Below are 21,754 nucleotides of genomic sequence, written 5' to 3'. Positions count from 1 at the left end.
TACTTTAAACTTTAAAACGGAGGCAAACAGCTATGAACAAGAAAGCGATTATAGATTTAACTACCCTCGATAATAACCAAGCAGTAGAAGCAAGTAAATCATCTAAAAATGCAGGAGCTCTTGCAACAGGAAAGGGGTCTCATGGAGTAGTGGCAAGTAAACATTTATTTACCCTAGAAAAGGAACAAGGAGGACAAGATGCGAGTAGAATTATTTGAAATTGGCGGTTATACGCTTCGGTCCTATGGAGTTATCGTTGCTCTTGCGGTGCTGCTGGGGATGGGTGTTGCTTTATACTTGGCTAGAGGAACCTCTTTCCACAAACATATCCCTAACATGACTTTATATGTTTTAGTGGGTGCCATTATAGGGGCCAGAATCTGGCATGTGTTCTTTTTTCAGTGGCCTTATTATTCCAAGAATCTCTCGCAGATTGTCGAGATTTGGAACGGTGGTATTTCCATTCAGGGAGCCCTTATTGGAGGGATTATTACAGCAGCGGTCTTTGCCAAGATCAAGCAGATTCCTTTCTGGGAGCTTGCGGACACTCTCGCCCCCGCGATTATTCTGGGTCAAGCGATCGGTCGTATTGCCTGCTTCTTGAACGGAGATGCTTTTGGATCGCCTACAAATTCAGGTTTTGGCATCGTGTACCCGGCAGGAACGCAAGCTTTTGCCCAGTATGGGGCAGTTCCTTTATGGCCGGCGGAAATATGGGAAGGACAATGGGACTTTATCGTGTTCGCCTTCCTTATTACTGTCAAGCACAAAAACCTCCCCAAAGGCGTGCTCTTTCTAATTTATAATATACTCTATGCGATAGGCAGATTCTCACTGGAGTTTCTGCGTGGTGATTCACCGCGGTATTCGCTGAATTGGACCGCCGGGCAGTGGACCAGTATGACGGTTATTATGATTAGCTTCGTGATCATGCTGTATCTGTTTATGAAACATAAAGGGAAATCAAAACTAGAGAACTAAGTAGGTGGGCATAATGTCGAAACTTCAGGTATTGATTGTCGATGATGAATGGAATATGAGAAACTTACTGCGGATTTATTTAATGAAAGAGGGATTTCAGGTTAAGGAAGCTGCGACAGGCCAAGAGGCATTATCCATGATAAAAAAGCATTCCTTTGATATCATTCTGCTTGATGTAATGATGCCCGATATAAATGGCTGGCAAGTATGCAAGGTAGTCAGGGAGACGGAAACAGTACCTATCTTAATGCTCACCGCACGTACGGAAACAAAGGATAAAATTCATGGTTTGGGGATCGGTGCGGATGATTATTTAACCAAACCTTTTGATTCTAAAGAGCTGTTGGCCAGAATCTATTCGTTAATCCGGAGATCAACGATAACCCAAGTCACCCAGCCCCAGCAATGGGTGCTGGAATTTCCGGAACTCAACATATTTCCGGATGCCCGGGAGGTTCGTATTCAGGATGTACTGGTCGATTTTACCCAAAAGGAGTTCGATCTTCTTGTTGCATTAGCCCAAAACAGGCAGCGAACTTTCAGCAGAGAGGAGCTTGTTGAAAGACTATGGGGGCATGATTATGAGGGCGAGGTTCGGGTAGTAGACACCCATATCAAGAATATTCGTGAAAAATTGCAGAAGGCGGGAATGAGTTGCAATCCTATACAAACGGTGTGGGGAGTAGGATATAAGTTTCATATTTCCGGAGAAACCGAATGAAGAATAACCGGATCGGCTTTAAACTTGGTCTTGTGATCATTACCGTATTTCTTATCGTTTTATTATTCCTGGGTTTTGCCATTGATAGATTGTTTGCCAATTTTTATTATGCAGGCATGCGGAAAGAAACGGAGGACCTAACCTCCCACTTCACAGTAATGGCCAATTCCATGGACTCCATATCCGAGCAAGCCATGAAAACCTTTGCTGAATTTTCAGATGTCAGCATTTTCAATATATTGAAGAACGGGGAAGTCATTCTCCATTCAGGTGTGCATGATTCATCAGACCGATCCTTTATTCGGGCTTCGGACCTCTATAAGATTTTTTCCGGTGAGAAGGTAAGCTTATTATATGAAGATCCTGCCGGAATTCGTTATTTTGTATCGGGGCAGCCTATACTTGACGGGGGAGAAATAACTTCAGCTCTTTATGTCATGTCCTCTACTGAACAAATGGAGCAATCGTTAGCAGGTGTACGAAATCTATTAATGCTCTCCGGGATGGGTGCATTTTTGCTGGCCTTGGGGATTACGTGGATTATCGCTCAAATTCTATCCCGCCCTCTACTGCAATTGCAAAGTGCGACCCGTAAAATTGCCCATGGTGAACTGGAGACCAGGCTGGAAATCAAAAGCAAGGACGAAATTGGCACTTTAGCTGAAGCCATTAATAATTTAGCGATTGATTTGCAGCGTTACCGGGATACCCGTCAAGAATTTTTCGCGAATATATCTCATGAACTCCGCACACCCATCACTTACCTGGAGGGTTATTCCAAGGTAGTTAAGGATCAGTTATATGAGACCGAAGAAGAGAAGGATCGTTACCTGGACATTATCTATCAGGAAGCAGTGCGGCTTCAGCATTTGGTCGATGATTTATTTGATCTGGCTAAAATGGAAGAGGGGAGAATTTCTCTTGTACCCGATTGGATCGATTTGTCTGAACTGGTTGAGCAGGCGGTCATGAAGGTTGAATTGAAAGCAAAGGAGAAAAGCCTAAAGCTGAATTTCCATCCATCCGGAACAGCTTCATTGGTTCAGGCAGACGGGAAACGAGTGGAACAGATTGTATTAAATCTGCTGGAGAATGCTATTCGATATACCGAGCGCGGAGGCATTGATGTATATTTAAGGTTTGAATCTGTTTCAGTAACCTTGATTGTAGAAGATACCGGGATTGGTATTCCTGCAGATGAACTTCCGTTTATTTTTGAACGGTTTTATAGAGTAGAAAAGTCCCGTTCCCGTCAATATGGAGGTACTGGACTGGGATTGTCTATTGTGAAGAAGCTGGTGGAGTTACATAATGGATATATACAAGTCTCCAGTACAATAGGGGCAGGTACCCGATTTGAAATCCACTTTGTCCTGCAGCCGGAAACAGGGGAGGAAAGCACATGAAAAAAATTGAATGGCTAATTGCTATTCTCTTTATGGGAATGGGGTTAATGTGCATGACCATATCGGCAATCTCTTTCCGAAGCGATTCCCTTCTTTATTTTGGCGGGTATGTCAAAACATTTTTATTGTGTACCGCACTACTTGTCTTATTTATATTTTTGCTGGTGAAATGGTTTCATTTAGGGAAAAAACGTTAATAAAAAAAGACTTCGGAGTTGATTTCCAGGTCCTAAAGGGAAAGGGATGACCTTGCAAATATTGGCGATACAATCTGATTATCTTGCGCAATGGTTAAGTGCATGGGGAACCTGGGCAATCATAATTAGCATTATCTTGAATATTCTCATTAGCGTGATAGGGATAATTCCCTCAGTTGCTTTAACCACCGTAAATATTGTGGTCTTTGGTCTGGTTCCCGGTTTTATGATCTCTTGGGCCGGTGAGGTATCAGGGGCAATGGTTTCCTATATTCTCTACCGGATTGGTGCACTAAAGCTTAATGATAGAATCCGTTATAGTAAAAAAATAGAGTGGATGGCCAGGATTAAATCGATGAGTCCTAAACGCCAATTTATTGCGGTGCTTTTGGCCCGGTTAACACCGTTTATTCCATCGTCCTTGGTTACCCTGATTAGTGTGCTATCGGAAGTAAGTTTCTCAAATTATATGCTGGCTTCGGTAATAGGCAAGCTTCCCTCTTTATCGATCGAGGCCCTAATTGGATATGGATATGTATCTATAATCGATGGAAGGCTTAAATTAATGATTTCACTTTTGTTTCTTCTGTTACTATTAATCCTTATATATTCGCGACAGAAGGACATTAAATAAGTTGCCTATTAACAGTTGACAGGTTCAACTTACTATATTACATTATTAATAGTTACAAAATATTAACCAACTGCCGAATTTCGATTTGAAAACGGGGGAACCACTTCGGGTGAATTATTCTTGTAAGCAAGAGAATATAGGGAACCTTTAACCGAACCCTCAGCTAACTCCGTAGGCATTGAAGGGAGAACAAGTTTCTGAAGAAAGTCATTATATCTCTACTGGGAGCCGCTGTTTTATTTACGTCTACAGCACCCAGTACATTCGCAAGTGAGGTCAAGCTTGATAGTGTAGTAAACCAAGTAATAGGAACACCTTACCTTTACGGAGGAACTACCACGTCAGGGTTCGATTGCTCAGGATTTATCTTGTATGTACTGAAAAAGTTTAATGTAGACGACCTTCCGCGTACTTCCCAATCCCAAGCCAAGGTCGGAACGCCGGTCGCCAAAGAAAATCTGCGTCCAGGTGATTTGGTGTTTTTTAATACCTTCGGTAAAGGGATTTCTCATGCAGGAATCTACATAGGTGATGATCAATTTGCGCACTCTTCCAGCAAGGGTGTAAGAGTAAGTAGTTTGTCGGAGTCTTATTACCAAGATCGTTATGTTACGGCTCGTCGTGTGGTGGATCAGAAGAGTTATCTTCAAATGGAAAAATAGAGAAATAAAAAAGGACAAGCTCGTGATTACTCACGAACTTGTCCTTTTTTAGTGCATTCGGTTCTGCTTTAATTACTTATTGACTGATGAAACAAAAAAATGGTACGGCAGTAGTCGCAAGGTTCCGGTATGGGAATGATGTAAATACGTTTACATCTTTATTATTTTAACGCATTATTATAAGAAAAACTGAAAAATTAAAATAACGAAGAAGGTGGGCAACCTGTCGAAGCTCCAGGTGTTAATTGTCGATGACGAATGGAATATGAGGAACTTGCTGCGGATTTATTTAATGAAAGAAGGATTTATGGTTAAGGAAGCCGCGACGGGCCGCGAGGCATTATCCATGATCAAAAAGAATGCCTTTGATATTATCCTGCTTGATGTGATGATGCCTGATATGGATGGCTGGCAAGTATGCAAGGTGGTCAGAGAGACAGATTCGGTCCCCATTCTGATGCTCACTGCACGTTCTGAAACAAAGGATAAAGTTCATGGGCTCGGGATGGGTGCGGATGATTATTTGACCAAGCCTTTTGACACGGAAGAGCTGCTCGCGAGAATATACTCTTTACTTCGGAGATCAACGATTAATCAGATCTCTGAGCCTCAGGTATGGGTGATGGAATTTCCGCAGCTAACCATACTCCCGGATGCCCGGGAGGTTCGTGTTCAAGAGGTTGGGGTCGAATTAACCCAAAAGGAGTTCGATCTACTTGCTGCATTAGCCCAGAGCAGGCAGCGTGTCTTTAGCAGGGAGGAGCTGGTGGAAAGGCTGTGGGGGTATGATTACGAGGGCGAGACTCGGGTTGTAGACACCCATATCAAAAATATGCGTGAAAAATTGCAAAAGGCGGGCATGAGTTATAATCCGATTCAAACTGTGTGGGGAGTAGGCTATAAATTTCATGTTCCGGGAGATAAAGAATGAGAAATAACCGGATCGGCTTTAAGCTTGGCCTTGTGATCATCACTGTATTTCTGATCGTTTTATTATTCCTCGGCTTTGCAATTGACAGAATGTTTACTAATTTTTACTCAGCAGAAATGCAGAGAGAAAACGAGGAGATTACCTCCCACTTCGCGGTTATGGCCAATGCCGATGATACTACATCCGAGCAAACCATGAAGACATTTGCCGAGTTTTCGGGTGTCAGTATTTTTAATATTTTAAAAAATGGGGAAGTCATCCTGCATTCAGGAATACATGATTCAGCGGACCGATCCTTTATTAGGGCTTCCGACATCGATAAGATTTTCTCCGGGGAGAAGATAAATCTACAGTATGAGGATACTGCGGGACATCGTTATATGGTGTCGGGCCAACCGATATCCAGCGGAGGAGTAATTAACTCGGCTTTATACGTCATGTCCTCTACGGAACAAATGGAACAATCGCTATCAGGCGTGCGGAACTTATTGCTCCTCTCGGGGATGGGTGCATTTTTACTGGCCCTGGGCATAACCTGGATTATCGCTCAAATTCTATCCCGTCCGCTATTGCAAATGCAAAGTGCGACCCGTAAAATTGCCCAGGGTGAGCTGGAAACCCGATTGGAAATCAGAAGTAAGGATGAAATAGGCACTTTAGCGGAGGCAATCAATGATTTAGCGGTGGATCTGCAGCGCTACCGGGATACCCGCCAGGAATTCTTTTCAAATATATCCCATGAGCTGCGGACACCCATAACTTATCTGGAAGGATACTCCAAGGTGGTTAAGGAGCAGTTGTATGAAACTGAAGAAGAGAAGGACAGGTATCTGGACATTATCTATCAGGAAGCAGTAAGACTTCAGCATTTAGTAGATGATTTGTTCGATCTGGCAAAGATGGAAGAGGGAAGAATCTCACTTGTGCCGGAATGGATCGATTTGTCCGAACTCATTGAACAGGCTGTCCGAAAGGTCGAATTGAAGGCGAGGAACAAAAGTCTGGGGCTGAATATCAATCAATCAGGAACAGCTATAATGGTTCGTGCCGATGGCAAACGTATGGAACAAATCGTACTAAACCTGCTGGAGAATGCCATTCGTTATACAGAGCAGGGAAGCATAGATGTTTATTTGATATATGGCTCTGACTCCATCACTATTATAGTGGAGGATACCGGGGTTGGTATTCCTGCAGATGAACTGCCCTATATCTTTGAACGGTTTTATAGAGTCGAAAAGTCCCGTTCCCGTCAGTATGGGGGTACCGGGTTGGGTCTGTCCATTGTGAAGAAGCTGATTGAAATCCAGTGCGGACAAATAAAAGTAACCAGTGAAGCAGGAATAGGTACCCGTTTTGAGATCAGCTTTGTGCTGCCGCCGGAGAGTCGGGAGGGAGGTATATGAACAAAAGACTTCGGAGATCCTTCCGAAGTTTTTTTCAGCTTTGCTTATCTAGTGACCCATTCCAGCCATTAATCGTTTCAGCCAGTATAACGGGTATGGCCATAAAAAGACTATTTATTAAAACACTTTTATAAAGTATTATAATAACTGAGGTGATGGACGTGGAGAACATTGGCGGAAATGCCATTGTGATTAAAGAGGTAAATATAAATCTGGTACGAAAAGTCCTGAAGGAGAAAAAACAGGCTACAAAACGGCAAATTGCCGAGATTACCGGACTCAGTATTGTCACTGTCGGCACGATGCTGCAGCATTTGGCAGGGCAAAATGAAGTGCTGGAGGCAGGGTTAACCTCATCCCGTGGAGGGAGGCCGGCGCAGCAATATATTTACAACGAGGATTACGCGCTTGCGTTGATTTTGTTCCCGCATGAAAGGGATGGGGACATCTTTATACATAGCTCTGTGGTTAATCTCTCCGGCAGTTGTGTGTATGAAACAGATGTGAAGGTTGAGAAGGTGAATCTGCTGAGCTTGGAACAGATCATTGACACTTCGCTTGCCGGGCACCCCTCTATTCAGGCTATTGGCCTAGGCTTACCCGGTGCGGAATACGATGGTAAAATGGTTGTTTCGGACTATGAGGCATTGCTCGGCATCTCTGTAACGGAGCATTTCAGACTCCGGTATCACAAGCCGGTTGTCATAGAGAATGATGTGAACGCGGCAGTCATAGGTTTCTGTAACAGGACGCAGGTAGAGGCGGATTCCTCAATAGTCTATTTATATTTCCCCGAGCGGTTTCCACCAGGTGCGGGTATTTTTATCAATGGAAAGCTTTATAAGGGAAAACGCAGTTTCGCGGGGGAAGTGGCCCATATGCCGCTTGGGATTCCTTGGGGTGAGGATTCTTTGCTTGCATCTTTTGAGCGGCTGTGCGAAGCGATAGGCAAACTTACGGTGGCGGTCAGCAGCGTGCTAAATCCTGATGCCGTGGTGCTGTATGGAAGCTTTTTAAGGCCGGAACATTTGAATGCAATTACCAAATTATGCGGCACACAGCTCCCGCCAAGCGCAATGCCGAGGGTGATTCTTTCGAAGGATTTTGCGGCTGATTATGTAAAGGGCATGATTGTACAAACCTTGAGTACGCTGGAACCCAACTTGCAGTTAACCAAATAAAAATACAGGTGGTAATCGAATGGCTACATTTTTCTTAATCATTATATACTTGGCTTTTATCAGTCTGGGATTGCCTGATTCGATGCTTGGAGCGGCTTGGCCTGTGATGCAGCAGCAATATGGGGCGCCGATAGAAATAGCGGGCTTGCTGTCCATGATTATTGTAGCGGGTACGATCTTCTCAAGTTTGGCAAGCGGAACCCTGCTTAAACGGTGGGGTACGGGGAATGTTACCTTTATAAGTGTGACGGTTACGGCGGTGTCGTTATTGGGATTTTCTTTGTCACCCTCGATCCTTTGGCTCGCTATTCTTGCCTTGCCGCTTGGTTTGGGGGCGGGGTCTATCGATGCAGGGTTGAATAACTATGTAGCTACCCACTATAAAGCCCATCATATGAGCTGGCTGCATTGCTTTTGGGGAATTGGCGCGATGCTTGGACCCATTATTATGTCCCATTATATGGCCAGTGATAATTCCTGGAAGAGCGGTTATTTGGTTGTAGCTATTATACAATTTGTTCTGGTGGTACTGCTTTTCTGTACTCTCCCTTTATGGAAGCGAGTGGAGAATAACAATATTAAAGAAGGAAATGAGTCTCAAGCAGATCGGAGTAACATTGTGCTGTCAGAGACCGTATCAAACGAAAAACCCTTGAAAATCAAGGGTGTTAAACTGTCCCTTCTTACGTTTTTGTTCTATGTGGGTATGGAAGCAACGATGGGCTTGTGGGGCAGCAGCTTTCTTGTTAACGTTAAGGATTTATCGGCCGTTGTGGCCGCCCAGTGGGTTTCCTTGTATTATGGAGGAATTACCGTAGGGCGGTTTATCACCGGATTTGTTACATTCAGATTCAACAACCGCATTCTGATACGTGCAGGGCAAACGATAGCTCTGGTTGGAGCCATACTTTTGGTCATTCCGCTACCGACCATCTATTCACTTATCGGTTTTATTTTGGTAGGTTTAGGATCTGCACCTATATTTCCCTGCATGCTGCATGAGACGCCTGTGTGGTTTGGAAAAGAGCATTCGCAGAGAATCATGGGTTATCAGATGGCTGTAGCCTATACAGGCGGGGCCTTATTGCCGCCTCTGCTTTGGTGGGTGGGAGCTCATACTACCTTTATGATTTTTCCGTTTGTTATAGTGGCTTATGTTGTCGTTATGCTTATCGGGTCGGAGAAGATCAATGCTTTGATGGAGAGACGTCTGAACTGACTTATAAACATGACCTGAAAAAATACTATGGTAATAATATGTAGAACTGTGTATAATTTTGGAAGCAGCAAGACTTATTGACTATACATAAAGCACTATTAATGGGAAACCAAGTGCTTGAACAAAGGCAAACCCGTACGAAAGTCGGGGACGCAAAGCCACGGGCCTTCCGTCATGATTCCATTCATGACCTGGCAGCCGGGTTTCTCAAGAGGCTTGGTTTTTTTGTTGTTATTTTTAAGGGGGAGAAATTTATGAAAAGCGTATTTTGGAAAAGAGCGGCACTGCTGCTGATGGCGGGAGTAATCGCGACAGGTGGAATGCCCGTCAACCGGACATTTGCGGAAACGGTCTATACCTACAAGGATGAAGCGTCTTCATTAACTGTCGACGGAATCAATGTTCGGGAATCGGGGACTCATGTGGTCTGGCGGTCCAGAGCTGCGAATTATGCGGGTCAAATCTATTACGGCAATACGGCTACCGGAAAAACACTTGCAGTAACAAATCACGGTAAAATGACGGATACTCCCGTCGTTGGTGTTAATGGAAAAGGCGAGCCGGTTGTTGTATGGGCTGACAAAAGAAACCAAATCGCCGGGACTGTTAATTTTAACTGGGATATCTACAGTTACAATGTCCAAACGAAGGTCGAGACCAAGCTGAATGTAAATGAAGGGCAGAATCGCATACCTTCTATCGACGGCGATTATATTGTCTGGCAGACTAACCCTCAATATGACATGCATTTATATGACCAGACAAATGGGACTTTGACAGATTTAGGTAAAGGGAGAGACCCGGTCGTAGCGAACGGAAGCATTGTCTACCAAGGTGGCTCGGACGGCGATCTGTATGAATACGTGATTTCTTCCGGAACGAGCCGGAAGATTCTTGACCTGTCTTACACCTCTTACGTGGAGCGGTTCGTATTCAACGGAGAGCAGATTTTGTGGAAGCAGCGGGATTCTGAATATAAAGGAAAGTATACGTTCCTTGACCTGAAAGAGAGCGATCCCCAGCCGGTTGACTTGACCCAGCCGGTCATGTTGGGTAAAACCGAATACAAGGAAATGAGCATTTCAGGGGGAACAGCCGCTTGGCTGGAGGCTTCGGGCGGAGAGGCGATTGTGCGGAGCGCAGATTTACAGACCGGAAAAACATTCAGTCTGGGTGTCGTTAAGCCGTCCCAGTTTGTCGGCTTCAACGGAGAAGAACTCACGATTGCCAAGGATGGCCGGCTGGTTAGCAGGGAGGTCGTAAAAAGCGAAACCGGCGATACAGCTTCAACGGCTGCGCTTCAGCAGGGCAGGGATTCTATCGGCCCTAACGGCGGAGTGGTCGCGGGCGGACAAGACGTACGGCTCACTTTTGAACCGGGGACATTCGGCAAGGATTCACGGATTCTTGTAGAGAAAAGCGGACCGGCTGCAACGAAGAATAAAGAAATGACATGGCTTGGGATCTCTTGGACATGGACTTCGGAAGCGAAATTGGAAAAACCAGCTTCGCTTACCTTTGAATTAGAGCAATCCCCTGCAACAGCCGACCGCGCTAATCGGACAGGCGTTTACCGTTATAACGGGGCTACCGGACAGTGGATTTACGCCGGTGGAACAATGGACGCCTCCTGGCGGAACATTCGGACGCAAGTTGAAGAGCCTGGGTTGTACGCCCTGTTCCTAAACGAGCCTTCATTCACGGATATGAAGAGCCACTGGGCAAAAGACGAGGTGGAAGTGCTTGCATCCAGATGGATCGTGAATGGCATGGACACAGGACGTTTCGAACCCGGAAAATCCGTCACACGCGCTCAGTTCGCCAAAATGCTGGTTGAAGCCGCTGGTCTGAGAGGCCAAACGGAGGGGGGCGTTTCATTCAAGGATGTGCCTGCGGGCCACTGGGCATCGGATGCGGTAAAACAGGCGGCATCGGCGGGGTGGGTCAAAGGGTATGAAGGAAGTTTGTTTAAACCGAATGCCTCCATCACCCGCGAGGAAATGATGCTTATGCTGACGAATGCCGCCTCGCTGCGGAAAGAAGAGCAAAGTGAAGCGTTGACTGCATACACCGATGCCGCCAAGGTCCATGCATGGGCCAAGCCTTCCGTTCAGGCGGCCATCAAGAGTGGTCTCATTCAAGGGAACGGCGACCGATTGAATCCAGGGGCTACCTGCACAAGAGCCGAAGCCGCGGCTGTTATTTACAGATGGCTGGGCAAGAAAGGGGAAGTCTTTCAATGAGCAACGATAGGCCACAGAAAAACGGATGGAGCCGGGGGAATCGTCTTGGGCTTTTGGGCAAATGCTTTCTGGCATTTATCATAGTGCTGACGGGACTGCCGCTGCTTCCAAATCAGGATCTGCCGAAAGCTTATGCGGACACCTCGTTGAAGATTGATCAGAGTTCCTTCAGTTCAGTATATGGTGGACAGACACTAGTGAATTTCAGTTTTGACAATCCGGATCCCAAGGACAAAACGCAGGAATATCATGATACGGTCATAAATTTAAAACGTAATGGTTCCACGGTAGCTACACTGGATTCGGGCAGCTATGCCACTAATGCAAGTAACTATTATTTATGGGACGGACTGATAAGCGGCAAGCCGGCGCCGGAAGGTGACTATCAAATTCAAGTCACCCCAACCCGTTTTCCCAATAACGGCAGTTCGGGGACTGTACAGGTTATCAATCCTAATCCACCGCAGCCCAAAGGCTTGGAGATAATCCGAGACCCGGAAAGCGGCAAGTATATTATCCGCGGCATTGCGGAGATCGGCACCAAGGTAGAGCTTAAGATGAAACTGATTCAGAGGGTTCGCGACAATACGACCTTCGATGACGAAAAAGTGGAGACCCTCGTTACGGGAGTTCCCGTGAAGCCGCGAACCTCATCTTGGGCACTTAACATACCTGCGGATGCTTCCTATTTCACGAATTTTCCGGAACGATCCGATAATCCACCGGCTAAATATATCGGAGAGTGGGAAAAGCAAATAGAGCTTCCGGCTTATAAAATTGCGGAGATTCAAGCCTTTTCTATAAGGGATTTTGATAGTAAACGTTCGACAGGCTCCGAGAAGTTGAAGGTGCTTAAATACACTGCTCCTGCATGGGGTATTAACTGGGCCGTCGTAGCCAGCTATTATTATGGTGTAGATGAGAAAGATGCAATCGTACAGATGATCAGTGAAATTGCCAAATTCAACGGCTTCCCGGTCGAGGACTGCAACGATCAGGTCTGTTATGGTCCAATTGATGAGGGAGTTAACCTATGGATTATGAACCCGAAGCATGCAGGTGAAATCGGTCACGAGGATGACGACCGGATTCAAGAGGAGTATGCGAACCGGAACAAACATCCGTTGCCGGCAGCGTTCGATCCAGTCAACTTGGCTACGGGAGATTTTGTTTTCAAGCAGACAAACATCAGCTTACAAGCAGTCATGCCGCTTGACATGTCCCTTACCTATCACAGCCGAGACAAGTATGACGGGGATTTTGGGGTTGGCTGGCATCACTCCTATGAGCGGAAGCTGGAATTCAGAGAAAACGGAGTGCTGTATGTTACATCGCCGGAGGGTGCAAGTTACCGTTTTGACCCGATTGCCGGTGGTAAATATGAAGGGCCGGATGGTTTATACGATACCCTCGTCCGTAATACCGATGGTTCCTATACGCAGCAAACACCGGATAGAATTTCGTATACCTATCGTAAAGATGGTAAGCTGTACCGGATTGAGGATGCGAACGGGAACAGAATTCAGCTGTCCTATCATGGCAGCTTGCTAACTGAGATTGCCACAGATGGTGCGAAGCTTACCCTTACGTACGGATCGGGAGGCAAAATCACCCGGGTAACCGATCACACGGGCCGATTCGCAAGCTATGAATACGATGCTGTAAATCATGACTTAACGGCTATGATTTTGCCGGATAGCGGCAGAATTACCTATACCTACGATGAGAAGCATCGCATGACAGGCATCAAAAACCCGAATGAAACTTCGGAGCTGATTAATGAATACGACGAACAGGACCGGGTTGTGCGGCAGCGCGATTTTGCCGGAGTTTGGGGCGATGTTGAGTACATCCCGGATTCCAAGAGGACGGTAACAACTGACGCGCTTGACCGTAAAACGGTATACGAGTTTGATGAGCGATACCGCAAAACATCGGTTACCTATGATGATGGTACGGTTGAAAGGTTCTTATACGACAAGAACGACAACATGATCCGGATGACTGACCGCAATGGTTCAGAATGGGAATACCAGTATGATGGAAGCGGCAATCTGATCCGCGCACAGGATCCGGAAGGCTATCAGACGGAAATCCGGTACAACGTCTTCAATCTTCCGGTAGAGTTCATTGATCCGCTCGGACGCAAAACGGCACTGACCTATGATGGGAAAGGGAATCTGACCTCCATCACCGATGCGCTCGGAGGCGTGTCCAAAGTCACGGTGAACGGCAAGGGAGTTCCGGAGTCAATCATTAACGCCAATGGCGAGCAGACATCGATAGAGAACGACTCGTACGGATTTGCCAGCCTGATTACGGACCCGCTCGGCAATCGGCAGGAACTGGTGCGTGACCCGCTTCACAGGGTTAGCGAGATTGTCGATGCGCTTGGGTACCGTACGAAGCTTCAATACGACCCGAGGGACCGGGTGACGGCACGAATAGATGCACTAGGGCATACGGAACGTTATGAGTACGATAAGGACAGCAATCTTATCGGCTATACCGATGCTGCCGGCTCTCGAACTGCATACGAATATGACAGCTTTGCCAGACTGTCATCAGTAACCGATGCGATGGGCAACACCACCCTTTATACGTATGATGCGGTGGGGAATAGGATCAAACAGACGGATGCGGCAGGCTCAGAGACGGTGTCAGACTACGACTCCAGCAATCGGTTGGTGTCAGTAACCGATCCGGAAGGACATGTCAGCAGCTATGAGTATGACGGTAATGGTAATGTAATCGGCGTCGTCCAGCCGAATGACAGCACTATTAAGATCGAATATGACCGCCGAAATCTGCCGGTGAAGATGACCGATGCGGCAGGCGGCGTATCCACCTTCAGTTATGATGCGGCAGGCCAACTGACGCAGGAAACGGATCAGCTCGGTCATACCATACTCTACGCCTATGATCTACTTGGACAAATGATTACGGAGACGGATGCATTAGGCCAAGTCACGTCTTATGATTATGATGGGGCCGGCCGCTTAATCCGGACTATTAAACCGAACGGTGCGGAGTGGAACCTGGATTACGATGTCCGGGGTATGCTGGTGAAAGTGACGGATCCTCTTGGCCAGACGTCGACGATGAATCGTGACGGGCTGGGGCAGGTAACCGGATTAGTCGATGAGAGTGGCAAGGTTACAGCGTATCAATATGACGCGCTTGGCCGGGTAACAAGACTCGTCGACCCGTTGGGACATGCAACAGAGTTAACTTATGATGCCCGTGGACAGTTGACGGGGCTGAAGGATGCCAAGGGACAGTCGACCCGATATGGTTACGATGCTCTGGGACGCTTGCTTGCGGTAACCAATGCGCTGGGTCAAACGACTGCTTACGCTTATGACGCGTTAGGCAACATTGCTTCCAAGACGGATGCCTTGGGACGTGTAATGAGCTATGATTATAATCGACGCAATGAACTGCTCCAAGAAGCGGGTCCTATGGGGCGTATCACAGCGTTTGCCTACGATAGTATGGGCAACATGACGGATATTACGTCGCCGGACGGTGCATTAACCAGTTACGCTTATGACAAATTGAGCAGACTTACAAATATTTCTTATCCAGATGGAAAGCAAGTCGATTACGACTATGATGCGGCCGGGCGTAGAACACGGATGACGGACGAGCTGGGAACGACAGCGTATGCTTACGATGCGCTAAACCGACTGACTCAGACCACCGATTCGAACGCGAAAACCGTCCGGTTTGAATGGACGGCAACGGGTCAGCGGAGCCGAGTGGAATATCCGGAAGGTACTTCCGTCACGTACCAGTATGACCTGATGGACAGAATGACTGGAGTGACGGATCAAGAGGGTAGGACTACAACCTATACCTACGATGCTCGCGGGTTGCTTACCTCCAAGAAGCTTCCGACGCTGGGAGAAAGCACCTATACTTATGACGATGCCGGTCAATTGTTGCAACTCACACACAGCAATCAATTCCAGAAAGTTCTGGAACAGTTGACCTACTCGTATGATCCTGTCGGCAACCGTATAGGGAGTGAACGTAAATCAGACGGCAACGATGAAGAGGATACCGACGGCAATGACAGTGAGGATCGAATCGTAACGGATTATGCGTACGATGCACTGAACCAGCTGGTAGAGGTACAGACAAAGAATGGGGTGTCTGTTGAGCTGCCTGCAATTACTCGCTATCAATATGATGCAGTAGGGAATCGGAAGACAAAAATGGATCAGTGGGGCGAACTGACACAAACGGAGTCCTACACGTATGATGAAGCGGATCGTCTAGAGGAGCTTACGAACGGAAGCGAGATCAACAACTACCAATATGATCCTCGCGGCAATTTACTGCAGATCTTGCAGAAGCGTTTGCAGCTTCCGGAAATTATGCCTTTAGCCAATGATGATTCTACAGTAGTAGACAATGTCTATAAAACGCCGGACAAGACCATCGCTGCGGAAACGAACGCCGATACGCTTCTCACCGCCGAGGGCGAAGAAGCCTGGTCAAAGCCGGAGGTTATCGAACAAAATGTATGGAACGGAGCTAACCGTCTAACCCAGCAAACCAATGCCAAGGGAGACATTACCCGCTACGCCTACGACGGCGATGGGAATCGGATGCAGATGACCATTGATTACGCCCATGGCGGAACAGGCAATGGCAAAGGGAACGGGAAAGGTAATGGTAATGGTAATGGTAACGGTAACGGTAACGGAAACGGAAGTGGCAATGGGAACGGCAACGGCAATGGATCGGACAACTGTAAAGTCGTACCGCCGGGCTTTATTCCACCTGGTCTAGCCAAGAAATGCGGCAATGTGGATGAGGAGTATCCGGACTTGCACCCGGGTGGACCGCGAGACGGATGGGAGAAGCAGTTCAAGAAAGAGCATTGGGAATTGAACTTTACCAATGACCTAAGCTTGGCCTTACCTGAGCCACTTCAAGTCACGGAAGCAGACAGCAGCAAATGGAAGCAGTCCTATGTATACGGAGCAGGCGGTGAGCGCCTAAGCATGACCTACCTGCCAGCCTACGATACCAACAATGGCTGGGAACCGACACAGGGTGCCGGCGGGGCTGAACCGGATGTGCAGCCGAAGACACTGTGGTATATGCAGGATGCACTAGGCAGCACTTTAGGGCTTGTAGAGAAGGACGGACGTGTATCGTCACGCTACCATTATGACGAATTCGGAGTGCCGCTCGATGCGAAGAAGTTTGATCTCAACTGGCCGGGTCCGGATAACCTGTTCGGTTACACGGGATTGGGTTATGACTTTGCCAGCAGTAATACGTATGCCAGAGCACGTTATTATAAGCCGGAGATTGGCAGGTTTATAAGTGAGGATACGTATAAGGGGCAGATTGATAATCCGCAGAGTTTGAATTTGTTTACGTATGTGAGTAATAATCCGTTGATTTATACCGACCCGACTGGTCATAAAGTTTGGCTTGTTCATGGCACTTTTTCAGATGGGGATACTTGGACAGATGATTTTGTGGACTATGTTGAAAACTTATTTGATGAGACAAGTGAAAAGCTAAATTGGTCGGGCGAAAATAATAAAGGTGCTCGTTCAGATGCGGCTGAATATTTTGTAAATAAAGTATATGAATGGCACACGGAAAATCCTGATGAACCTATTAGATTGGTCGGTCATAGTCATGGAGGAAACGTAGCAATCATGTTGGCTAATCTATTGGCTGAAAAAGGAATGGAAGTGGAAACCTTAATCACTATCGCAACTCCTGTGAGGGATTATAAGCTGAAAACAGAGGTCGGGCAACATATTCAAATGTATAATAATAGGGATATTGTCCAAGGCGATATGGGAGGAAGATGGTGGTTGGCAGGGTCTACTTTTACAAGGAAGTTTAAGGGTGCAGATAATGTGCGTGCAAAAGATGGCGAGACCGGTACCAAAGTTCAAGCTCATTCAACCATGCACAGCAACATAGATATTTGGAAAAAATATATTGAGCCAATATTAAAGTTGCGATAATGTTATATACACAACCCAAAGGGGGGCGAACATGCAAGCATGGTTACGACTTTTACTGATAGTAGTAATAATATTTAGTACTTCATCATTTGTTTGGTTTCTTCTAGGTTCAACAGCATATTTTCAACGAGGGATGGATATTATAGGGACTACCATATTTTGGGGTGCGGGTATTCCTGTTCTCTTGTTTGTTGGATTATTTACTATTTTACTTATTAAAAGATGGACTCCAACGAGCGGAGTAGAATATGTCGGAATTTGTGTTGGGCTACTATTATCTATGCTACTTTCAGCCGCCCTTATTCAAAGTGTAAGTACCCACGGTTGGGCGAACGAAAAGATAGAAAGTGACTCAATCAAAATTACGGCAGACGAAAAATATGAATATCGAATCGATTTAATCAATTTGTTTCAAAGAAATAGTCATGCGCGGCTCTACCTAAAAGAAGTGGGCTCGGGGGAGGAAATGTACATTCCTGTTGATATTCAGACACGCAAGATTGTAGGACTTGGGGTTAAAAAGGTCAATCACTGGGTGATGCTTGAACCAACGGGAAATGCATTTCAATATATTTTGTATACGACAAAAGAACTTGGCATACCTGAAGAGAAATTTGAAATTGACATCATAGCAGGAACTTCAAGAAGAGTGAATTAAAGCGAAATTATTGCAACCACAGGCGACTCCCCTCCGCCTGTGGTTCTTTTTTTCTCGTGGACACCCCCGCGGCGGCATAGAGAATAAGCCCACCCGGTCACGATTGAAACGATATTTCAAGAATCACAGAAGTTACCTTCATAAGCTCCGTATGAATTTATCCTGAAAAGAAGGTACGTACAAAGCTTGAACTACATATGGTTTGTTTTTTTGTCTGTATTGAGATACCCCGCCTGGCGCCGAATGCACTAAAGGGCAGGAAATAGCGCAGATGGAAAGATCAACGGTCAACGGATTAACGTTAGCATTGACCGTCTGGTTATAATGTGGATGTGCTCCTCCGGCGGACGGGAACCTCTACTGAATTTCACTCCTTGCCCGGTAAAATCGATAGTTCATCCGTATCCGTTCTTTCCAAATATACTGAGTCAACACCAGAATCAGTGCTTGACAAAATGTTGCATAAGGGTACACGCGGATTTGAGCCATTGGGCGGACTGCATAGCCCTTATCGGCTGATGTACTAAAATAGAACAGAAGCGGACTGAGGTGCAGCTAATTGTGGATTCAACGCCTTCTTTAGTCCGCTTTCAGCTAAATAAGGGGACGCTAATTGTGGATTCAACGCCTTCTTTAGCCCGCTTTCAGCTAAATAAGGGCTCCTCTGTCCGCCAAAACCGAAATTGGGGGTATTTCAAGTGGATAGCGTATCCTGGGTCCGCCAACAACCCAGTAATTTGAACTTAAGAATTTTCTTTACAGGTGTCGCTCATAACTACGATGAAGGTTTTGACTTCGGGCAGCGGCCCAACTCCAGATTTCCTGATTTGGACCCTAGCCTCATTTCGGCTGGATTGGTTCTACTTTCCATTACCCGAAATGGCGGGCTCGCATAAAGTCCCGATATTGAGAGCTGTCTCATATCGGGACTTTATGCAGGTTATTTAAGGGACGACCTGCTGTACTCTACAGCAGTTTCTCCATGACCATCACATCAATATATTGGTTATCCATGATCCCTTGTTTCTCAAAGACACCAACCTCGCGGTAGCCCATTTTTCGGTATAAGCCCTGGCCGATTTGATTAAAGGGGAAGGTAAACAGGACGATTTTATGAAACTGGAGCTCCCGGGCTTTGGTTTCCAATGCCTGAAGAAGGGAGCTGCCGACGCCCTGCCCGCGAGATTCACGGTCAATGTAAACTGAAAGATCTGCCACTCCGCTGTATGCACAGCGATGGGAATAGGGGTTAAGGGAAGCCCAGCCGACCACGATGCCGTCCCGATCAGCCACCAACACGCTGTATCTTCCTTGATGATCCTGAAACCACGCTTCCATATAACCCAAGTCTTTTTCGTCAGTTTCGAGTGTTGCAATACGATCCTCGATGCCTTGATTGTAGATGCGTAGAATACTCTGTATATCATCCGATGTGGCTTGTCGAACCGTTAGTGTGGATATCATTCTTTAGTGCCCTTAATAACAGCAGAGACGATGTAATTATCCATGTTGGCACCGGGAATCCAGTCTTTGATAAAAGCTTTGGATTCGTCTTTCGGCTCAATCGAAATGTTGGTAAACCCACTCTCAGCAAGCATGGCCTCAAGGTCAGCAACAGAGGATGCCCCCGATATACATCCTGAGTACAATTCATTCAGATCATTCTTGATTTCAGGAGGCAGCTCAGCCGTGGTGACGATATCCGAAATAGCCAGACGCCCACCCGGCTGGAGCACCCGGAATGCTTCATGGAACACCTGCTGCTTATCGGGGGAAAGGTTAATCACGCAGTTGGAGATAATGACGTTCACCGTGTTGTCGGCGACCGGAAGATACTCAATTTCACCTAATCGGAACTCGGTATTTATGAAATTGCCTTTAATGGCATTTGCGCGTGCCCGGCTGATCATTTCCGGTGTCATATCCACTCCAATCACATGCCCGGCTGCACCCACCTGACGGGAGGCCAGAAAGCAGTCAAAGCCGCCACCACTTCCAAGATCCAGAACAGTTTCGCCTGTTTGCATTTCGGCAATCGCCCCTGGATTACCGCAGCCGAGTCCCAGATTAGCGCCCACGGGAACGGCAGACAGTTCATCAATCGAATACCCCAGTTTCCCGGAGATTTTATTGAAATCCTTGGGAGTGTCGCAGCAGCTGGTTGAGCTTTCTACTGAACTGCAGGAGGAACCGGCCTCTACTTTTTGGACTGCGATTTCTTGGTACCGGCCTCTGACATTTTGGCGAATTTGGTCATTCGTAAGCTTGTTCATGAACAACACTCCTTCTTAATCTAAGTAAATTTGGTTACAGCGTATCTAGTGCCGAAACTTAGCAGCAGGGCTGGCAGCAAACAGTGTTTTGCGAACGGTTGAATCTGGAGAAAAGGGAGCCTTTACGTTTGAAGCTTTTCTTCTTGGGGAATTTCCAAGCGTGTAAAGCTGCTTTCTGCAGTTCCATTTCACGATACTTGGCCAAGCTCTCCGCCACATATAAATCACTTAACATTACAACAACCTCCTGATAAAATAGAATGATCTTCCCGAAAACTTGCATAATGCAATTATATGTTAAGGGAAATCACCCGGTTACAGGTGCGCAGCATTTGCTTGATTTCCCCATGGCATCATTAAATAGCTTCACAGACCGCAATATCGTTTCTTTCTCATATTCGCTCATATACGAGAAGACTTCTTCGAGATAATCATTCATTTGCTGATCAATCATAGTGGCCACCATTCTCCCTTCAACGGTAAGCGATAGCGTAAAGACTCTGCGATCCGCGGGATCAGGCGTTTTCTTGACAAGACTCATTTTTACCAGGGATTGAACCTGCCGGCTAAAGGTTGTAATATCTGTACCCAATGACTCTGCTACCTGCTGCATGGAAGGGTTATGCTGACGATCAATCTCATAAAGCAGATGGCTCTGTACTAAGGAGATGTCGCATCCGCCTACGGTGCAGCAGTTTCTGTTCAGCAGGCCAAAGCGTCGGGTCATGATTTGAAACAACTCACGTGCACTTTCCATTTCAATTCACCTCATGTCTTAGTTATACTTCATATAATTGCATAATGCAAGTAATTATTTGAACTTGATTATTTCTATGTTCCGCTTTAGAATATAAGCATTAGCTTATATATGGAGGGAGGAGGAACTGCTATGGAACAATTGACAGTTATTGCGGATGACTTGAAGCTTTTAGGGGATAAAACACGGCTCGCTATGCTCTCTCTTCTGAAAGAACGGGAATGGTGTGTGTGCGAATTTGTATCCATCTTCGATATTTCCCAGCCGGCGATTAGCCAGCATTTGAGAAAGTTAAAAAGCCAAGGTATCGTGAAAGAGAGTAAGCGGGGACAATGGGTACACTATTCATTGAACGTTGAAGATAAGCCCTATATTCAGGCCGTTCTCAATCAAATGCCTGATTCTGCAACGATCTTATCCCTTTTGAATAAAGAACAGGTGGTTGCTTCATGTGACTAGATGTTTTTATATAAATAAGAT

Annotated in this window: 20 protein-coding genes and 2 riboswitches; of the genes, 16 read left to right on the top strand and 4 right to left on the bottom strand. The window is 46.2% G+C overall.

Annotation, left to right across the window (positions count from 1 at the left end; all coding sequences use genetic code 11):
• Positions 1-32 precede the first annotated feature (32 nt).
• The 15 genes from PaeBR_RS21000 (at position 33) to PaeBR_RS20930 (ending at position 19,140) form a co-directional block, all read left to right on the top strand.
• On the top strand, positions 33-218 hold the full coding sequence (locus PaeBR_RS21000) for a hypothetical protein (RefSeq protein ID WP_410512421.1): 186 nt from the start codon (positions 33-35) through the stop codon (positions 216-218).
• Complete coding sequence (lgt, locus tag PaeBR_RS20995) at positions 199-981, top strand: prolipoprotein diacylglyceryl transferase (RefSeq protein WP_410512420.1); 783 nt, start codon at positions 199-201, stop codon at positions 979-981. Before PaeBR_RS21000 ends, lgt begins: the two co-directional genes overlap by 20 nt.
• A gap of 13 nt (positions 982-994) precedes the next feature.
• Positions 995-1,702 (top strand): response regulator transcription factor, encoded by a 708-nt coding sequence (locus PaeBR_RS20990; protein ID WP_410512419.1) that lies wholly within the window; start codon positions 995-997, stop codon positions 1,700-1,702.
• Entirely contained in the window at positions 1,699-3,108 is a 1,410-nt protein-coding gene (locus PaeBR_RS20985; RefSeq protein ID WP_410512418.1) for a sensor histidine kinase, read from the top strand. The genes PaeBR_RS20990 and PaeBR_RS20985 overlap by 4 nt, the downstream gene beginning before the upstream one ends.
• On the top strand, positions 3,105-3,305 hold the full coding sequence (locus PaeBR_RS20980) for a hypothetical protein (protein WP_410512417.1): 201 nt from the start codon (positions 3,105-3,107) through the stop codon (positions 3,303-3,305). The genes PaeBR_RS20985 and PaeBR_RS20980 overlap by 4 nt, the downstream gene beginning before the upstream one ends.
• A 46-nt stretch (positions 3,306-3,351) precedes the next feature.
• Positions 3,352-3,939 (top strand): TVP38/TMEM64 family protein, encoded by a 588-nt coding sequence (locus PaeBR_RS20975; RefSeq protein WP_410512416.1) that lies wholly within the window; start codon positions 3,352-3,354, stop codon positions 3,937-3,939.
• Positions 3,940-4,000: 61 nt separating this feature from the next.
• A riboswitch (cyclic di-AMP (ydaO/yuaA leader) is annotated at positions 4,001-4,132 on the top strand.
• A 4-nt stretch (positions 4,133-4,136) separates the two neighbouring features.
• On the top strand, positions 4,137-4,601 hold the full coding sequence (locus tag PaeBR_RS20970; RefSeq protein WP_410515263.1) for a C40 family peptidase: 465 nt from the start codon (positions 4,137-4,139) through the stop codon (positions 4,599-4,601).
• Between the two features lie 223 nt (positions 4,602-4,824).
• Positions 4,825-5,532: a response regulator transcription factor gene (locus PaeBR_RS20965; RefSeq protein ID WP_410515262.1), complete on the top strand. Its 708-nt coding sequence runs from the start codon at positions 4,825-4,827 to the stop codon at positions 5,530-5,532.
• Complete coding sequence (locus tag PaeBR_RS20960) at positions 5,529-6,938, top strand: sensor histidine kinase (protein ID WP_410512415.1); 1,410 nt, start codon at positions 5,529-5,531, stop codon at positions 6,936-6,938. The genes PaeBR_RS20965 and PaeBR_RS20960 overlap by 4 nt, the downstream gene beginning before the upstream one ends.
• A 155-nt stretch (positions 6,939-7,093) precedes the next feature.
• A complete protein-coding gene (locus PaeBR_RS20955; protein WP_410512414.1) occupies positions 7,094-8,119 on the top strand; it encodes an ROK family protein in 1,026 nt (341 codons plus the stop codon).
• A 19-nt stretch (positions 8,120-8,138) separates the two neighbouring features.
• Positions 8,139-9,338, top strand: a complete 1,200-nt coding sequence (locus PaeBR_RS20950) for an MFS transporter (protein ID WP_410512413.1) — start codon at positions 8,139-8,141, stop codon at positions 9,336-9,338.
• A 116-nt stretch (positions 9,339-9,454) separates the two neighbouring features.
• Positions 9,455-9,549, top strand: a riboswitch (cyclic di-GMP riboswitch).
• A 43-nt stretch (positions 9,550-9,592) separates the two neighbouring features.
• Positions 9,593-11,581, top strand: a complete 1,989-nt coding sequence (locus PaeBR_RS20945) for an S-layer homology domain-containing protein (RefSeq protein WP_410512412.1) — start codon at positions 9,593-9,595, stop codon at positions 11,579-11,581.
• Positions 11,578-17,586, top strand: coding sequence for a DUF6531 domain-containing protein (locus PaeBR_RS20940; protein ID WP_410512411.1), 6,009 nt, complete (start codon positions 11,578-11,580; stop codon positions 17,584-17,586). The genes PaeBR_RS20945 and PaeBR_RS20940 overlap by 4 nt, the downstream gene beginning before the upstream one ends.
• A 31-nt stretch (positions 17,587-17,617) precedes the next feature.
• Positions 17,618-18,244 (top strand): hypothetical protein, encoded by a 627-nt coding sequence (locus PaeBR_RS20935; RefSeq protein ID WP_410512410.1) that lies wholly within the window; start codon positions 17,618-17,620, stop codon positions 18,242-18,244.
• A gap of 737 nt (positions 18,245-18,981) precedes the next feature.
• Positions 18,982-19,140: a hypothetical protein gene (locus PaeBR_RS20930; RefSeq protein ID WP_410512409.1), complete on the top strand. Its 159-nt coding sequence runs from the start codon at positions 18,982-18,984 to the stop codon at positions 19,138-19,140.
• 70 nt (positions 19,141-19,210) lie between these two features.
• Here PaeBR_RS20930 and PaeBR_RS20925 read toward each other — a convergent pair whose 3' ends face one another.
• The 4 genes from PaeBR_RS20925 to PaeBR_RS20910 form a co-directional block, all read right to left on the bottom strand.
• Entirely contained in the window at positions 19,211-19,705 is a 495-nt protein-coding gene (locus PaeBR_RS20925) for an arsinothricin resistance N-acetyltransferase ArsN1 family A (protein WP_410515261.1), read from the bottom strand.
• Entirely contained in the window at positions 19,705-20,517 is an 813-nt protein-coding gene (locus tag PaeBR_RS20920; RefSeq protein ID WP_410512408.1) for an arsenite methyltransferase, read from the bottom strand. The genes PaeBR_RS20925 and PaeBR_RS20920 overlap by 1 nt, the downstream gene beginning before the upstream one ends.
• A 58-nt stretch (positions 20,518-20,575) precedes the next feature.
• Positions 20,576-20,752, bottom strand: coding sequence for a hypothetical protein (locus PaeBR_RS20915; RefSeq protein WP_410512407.1), 177 nt, complete (start codon positions 20,750-20,752; stop codon positions 20,576-20,578).
• Positions 20,753-20,824: 72 nt separating this feature from the next.
• Positions 20,825-21,274: a MarR family winged helix-turn-helix transcriptional regulator gene (locus tag PaeBR_RS20910; protein ID WP_410512406.1), complete on the bottom strand. Its 450-nt coding sequence runs from the start codon at positions 21,272-21,274 to the stop codon at positions 20,825-20,827.
• Between the two features lie 132 nt (positions 21,275-21,406).
• On the opposite strand from PaeBR_RS20910, the gene PaeBR_RS20905 reads away from it, so the two are divergent.
• The gene (locus PaeBR_RS20905; RefSeq protein WP_410512405.1) at positions 21,407-21,733 is read left to right on the top strand and encodes an ArsR/SmtB family transcription factor; all 327 of its coding nucleotides are present in this window, start codon (positions 21,407-21,409) and stop codon (positions 21,731-21,733) included.
• Positions 21,734-21,754: the final 21 nt, after the last annotated feature.

The sequence above is a fragment of the Paenibacillus sp. BR2-3 genome (genome assembly GCF_046529485.1).
In the GTDB taxonomy this organism is placed as follows: domain Bacteria; phylum Bacillota; class Bacilli; order Paenibacillales; family Paenibacillaceae; genus Paenibacillus_AQ.
Note: the sequence above shows the minus strand (reverse complement) of the source record. Positions and strands in the feature narration are given on the sequence as shown.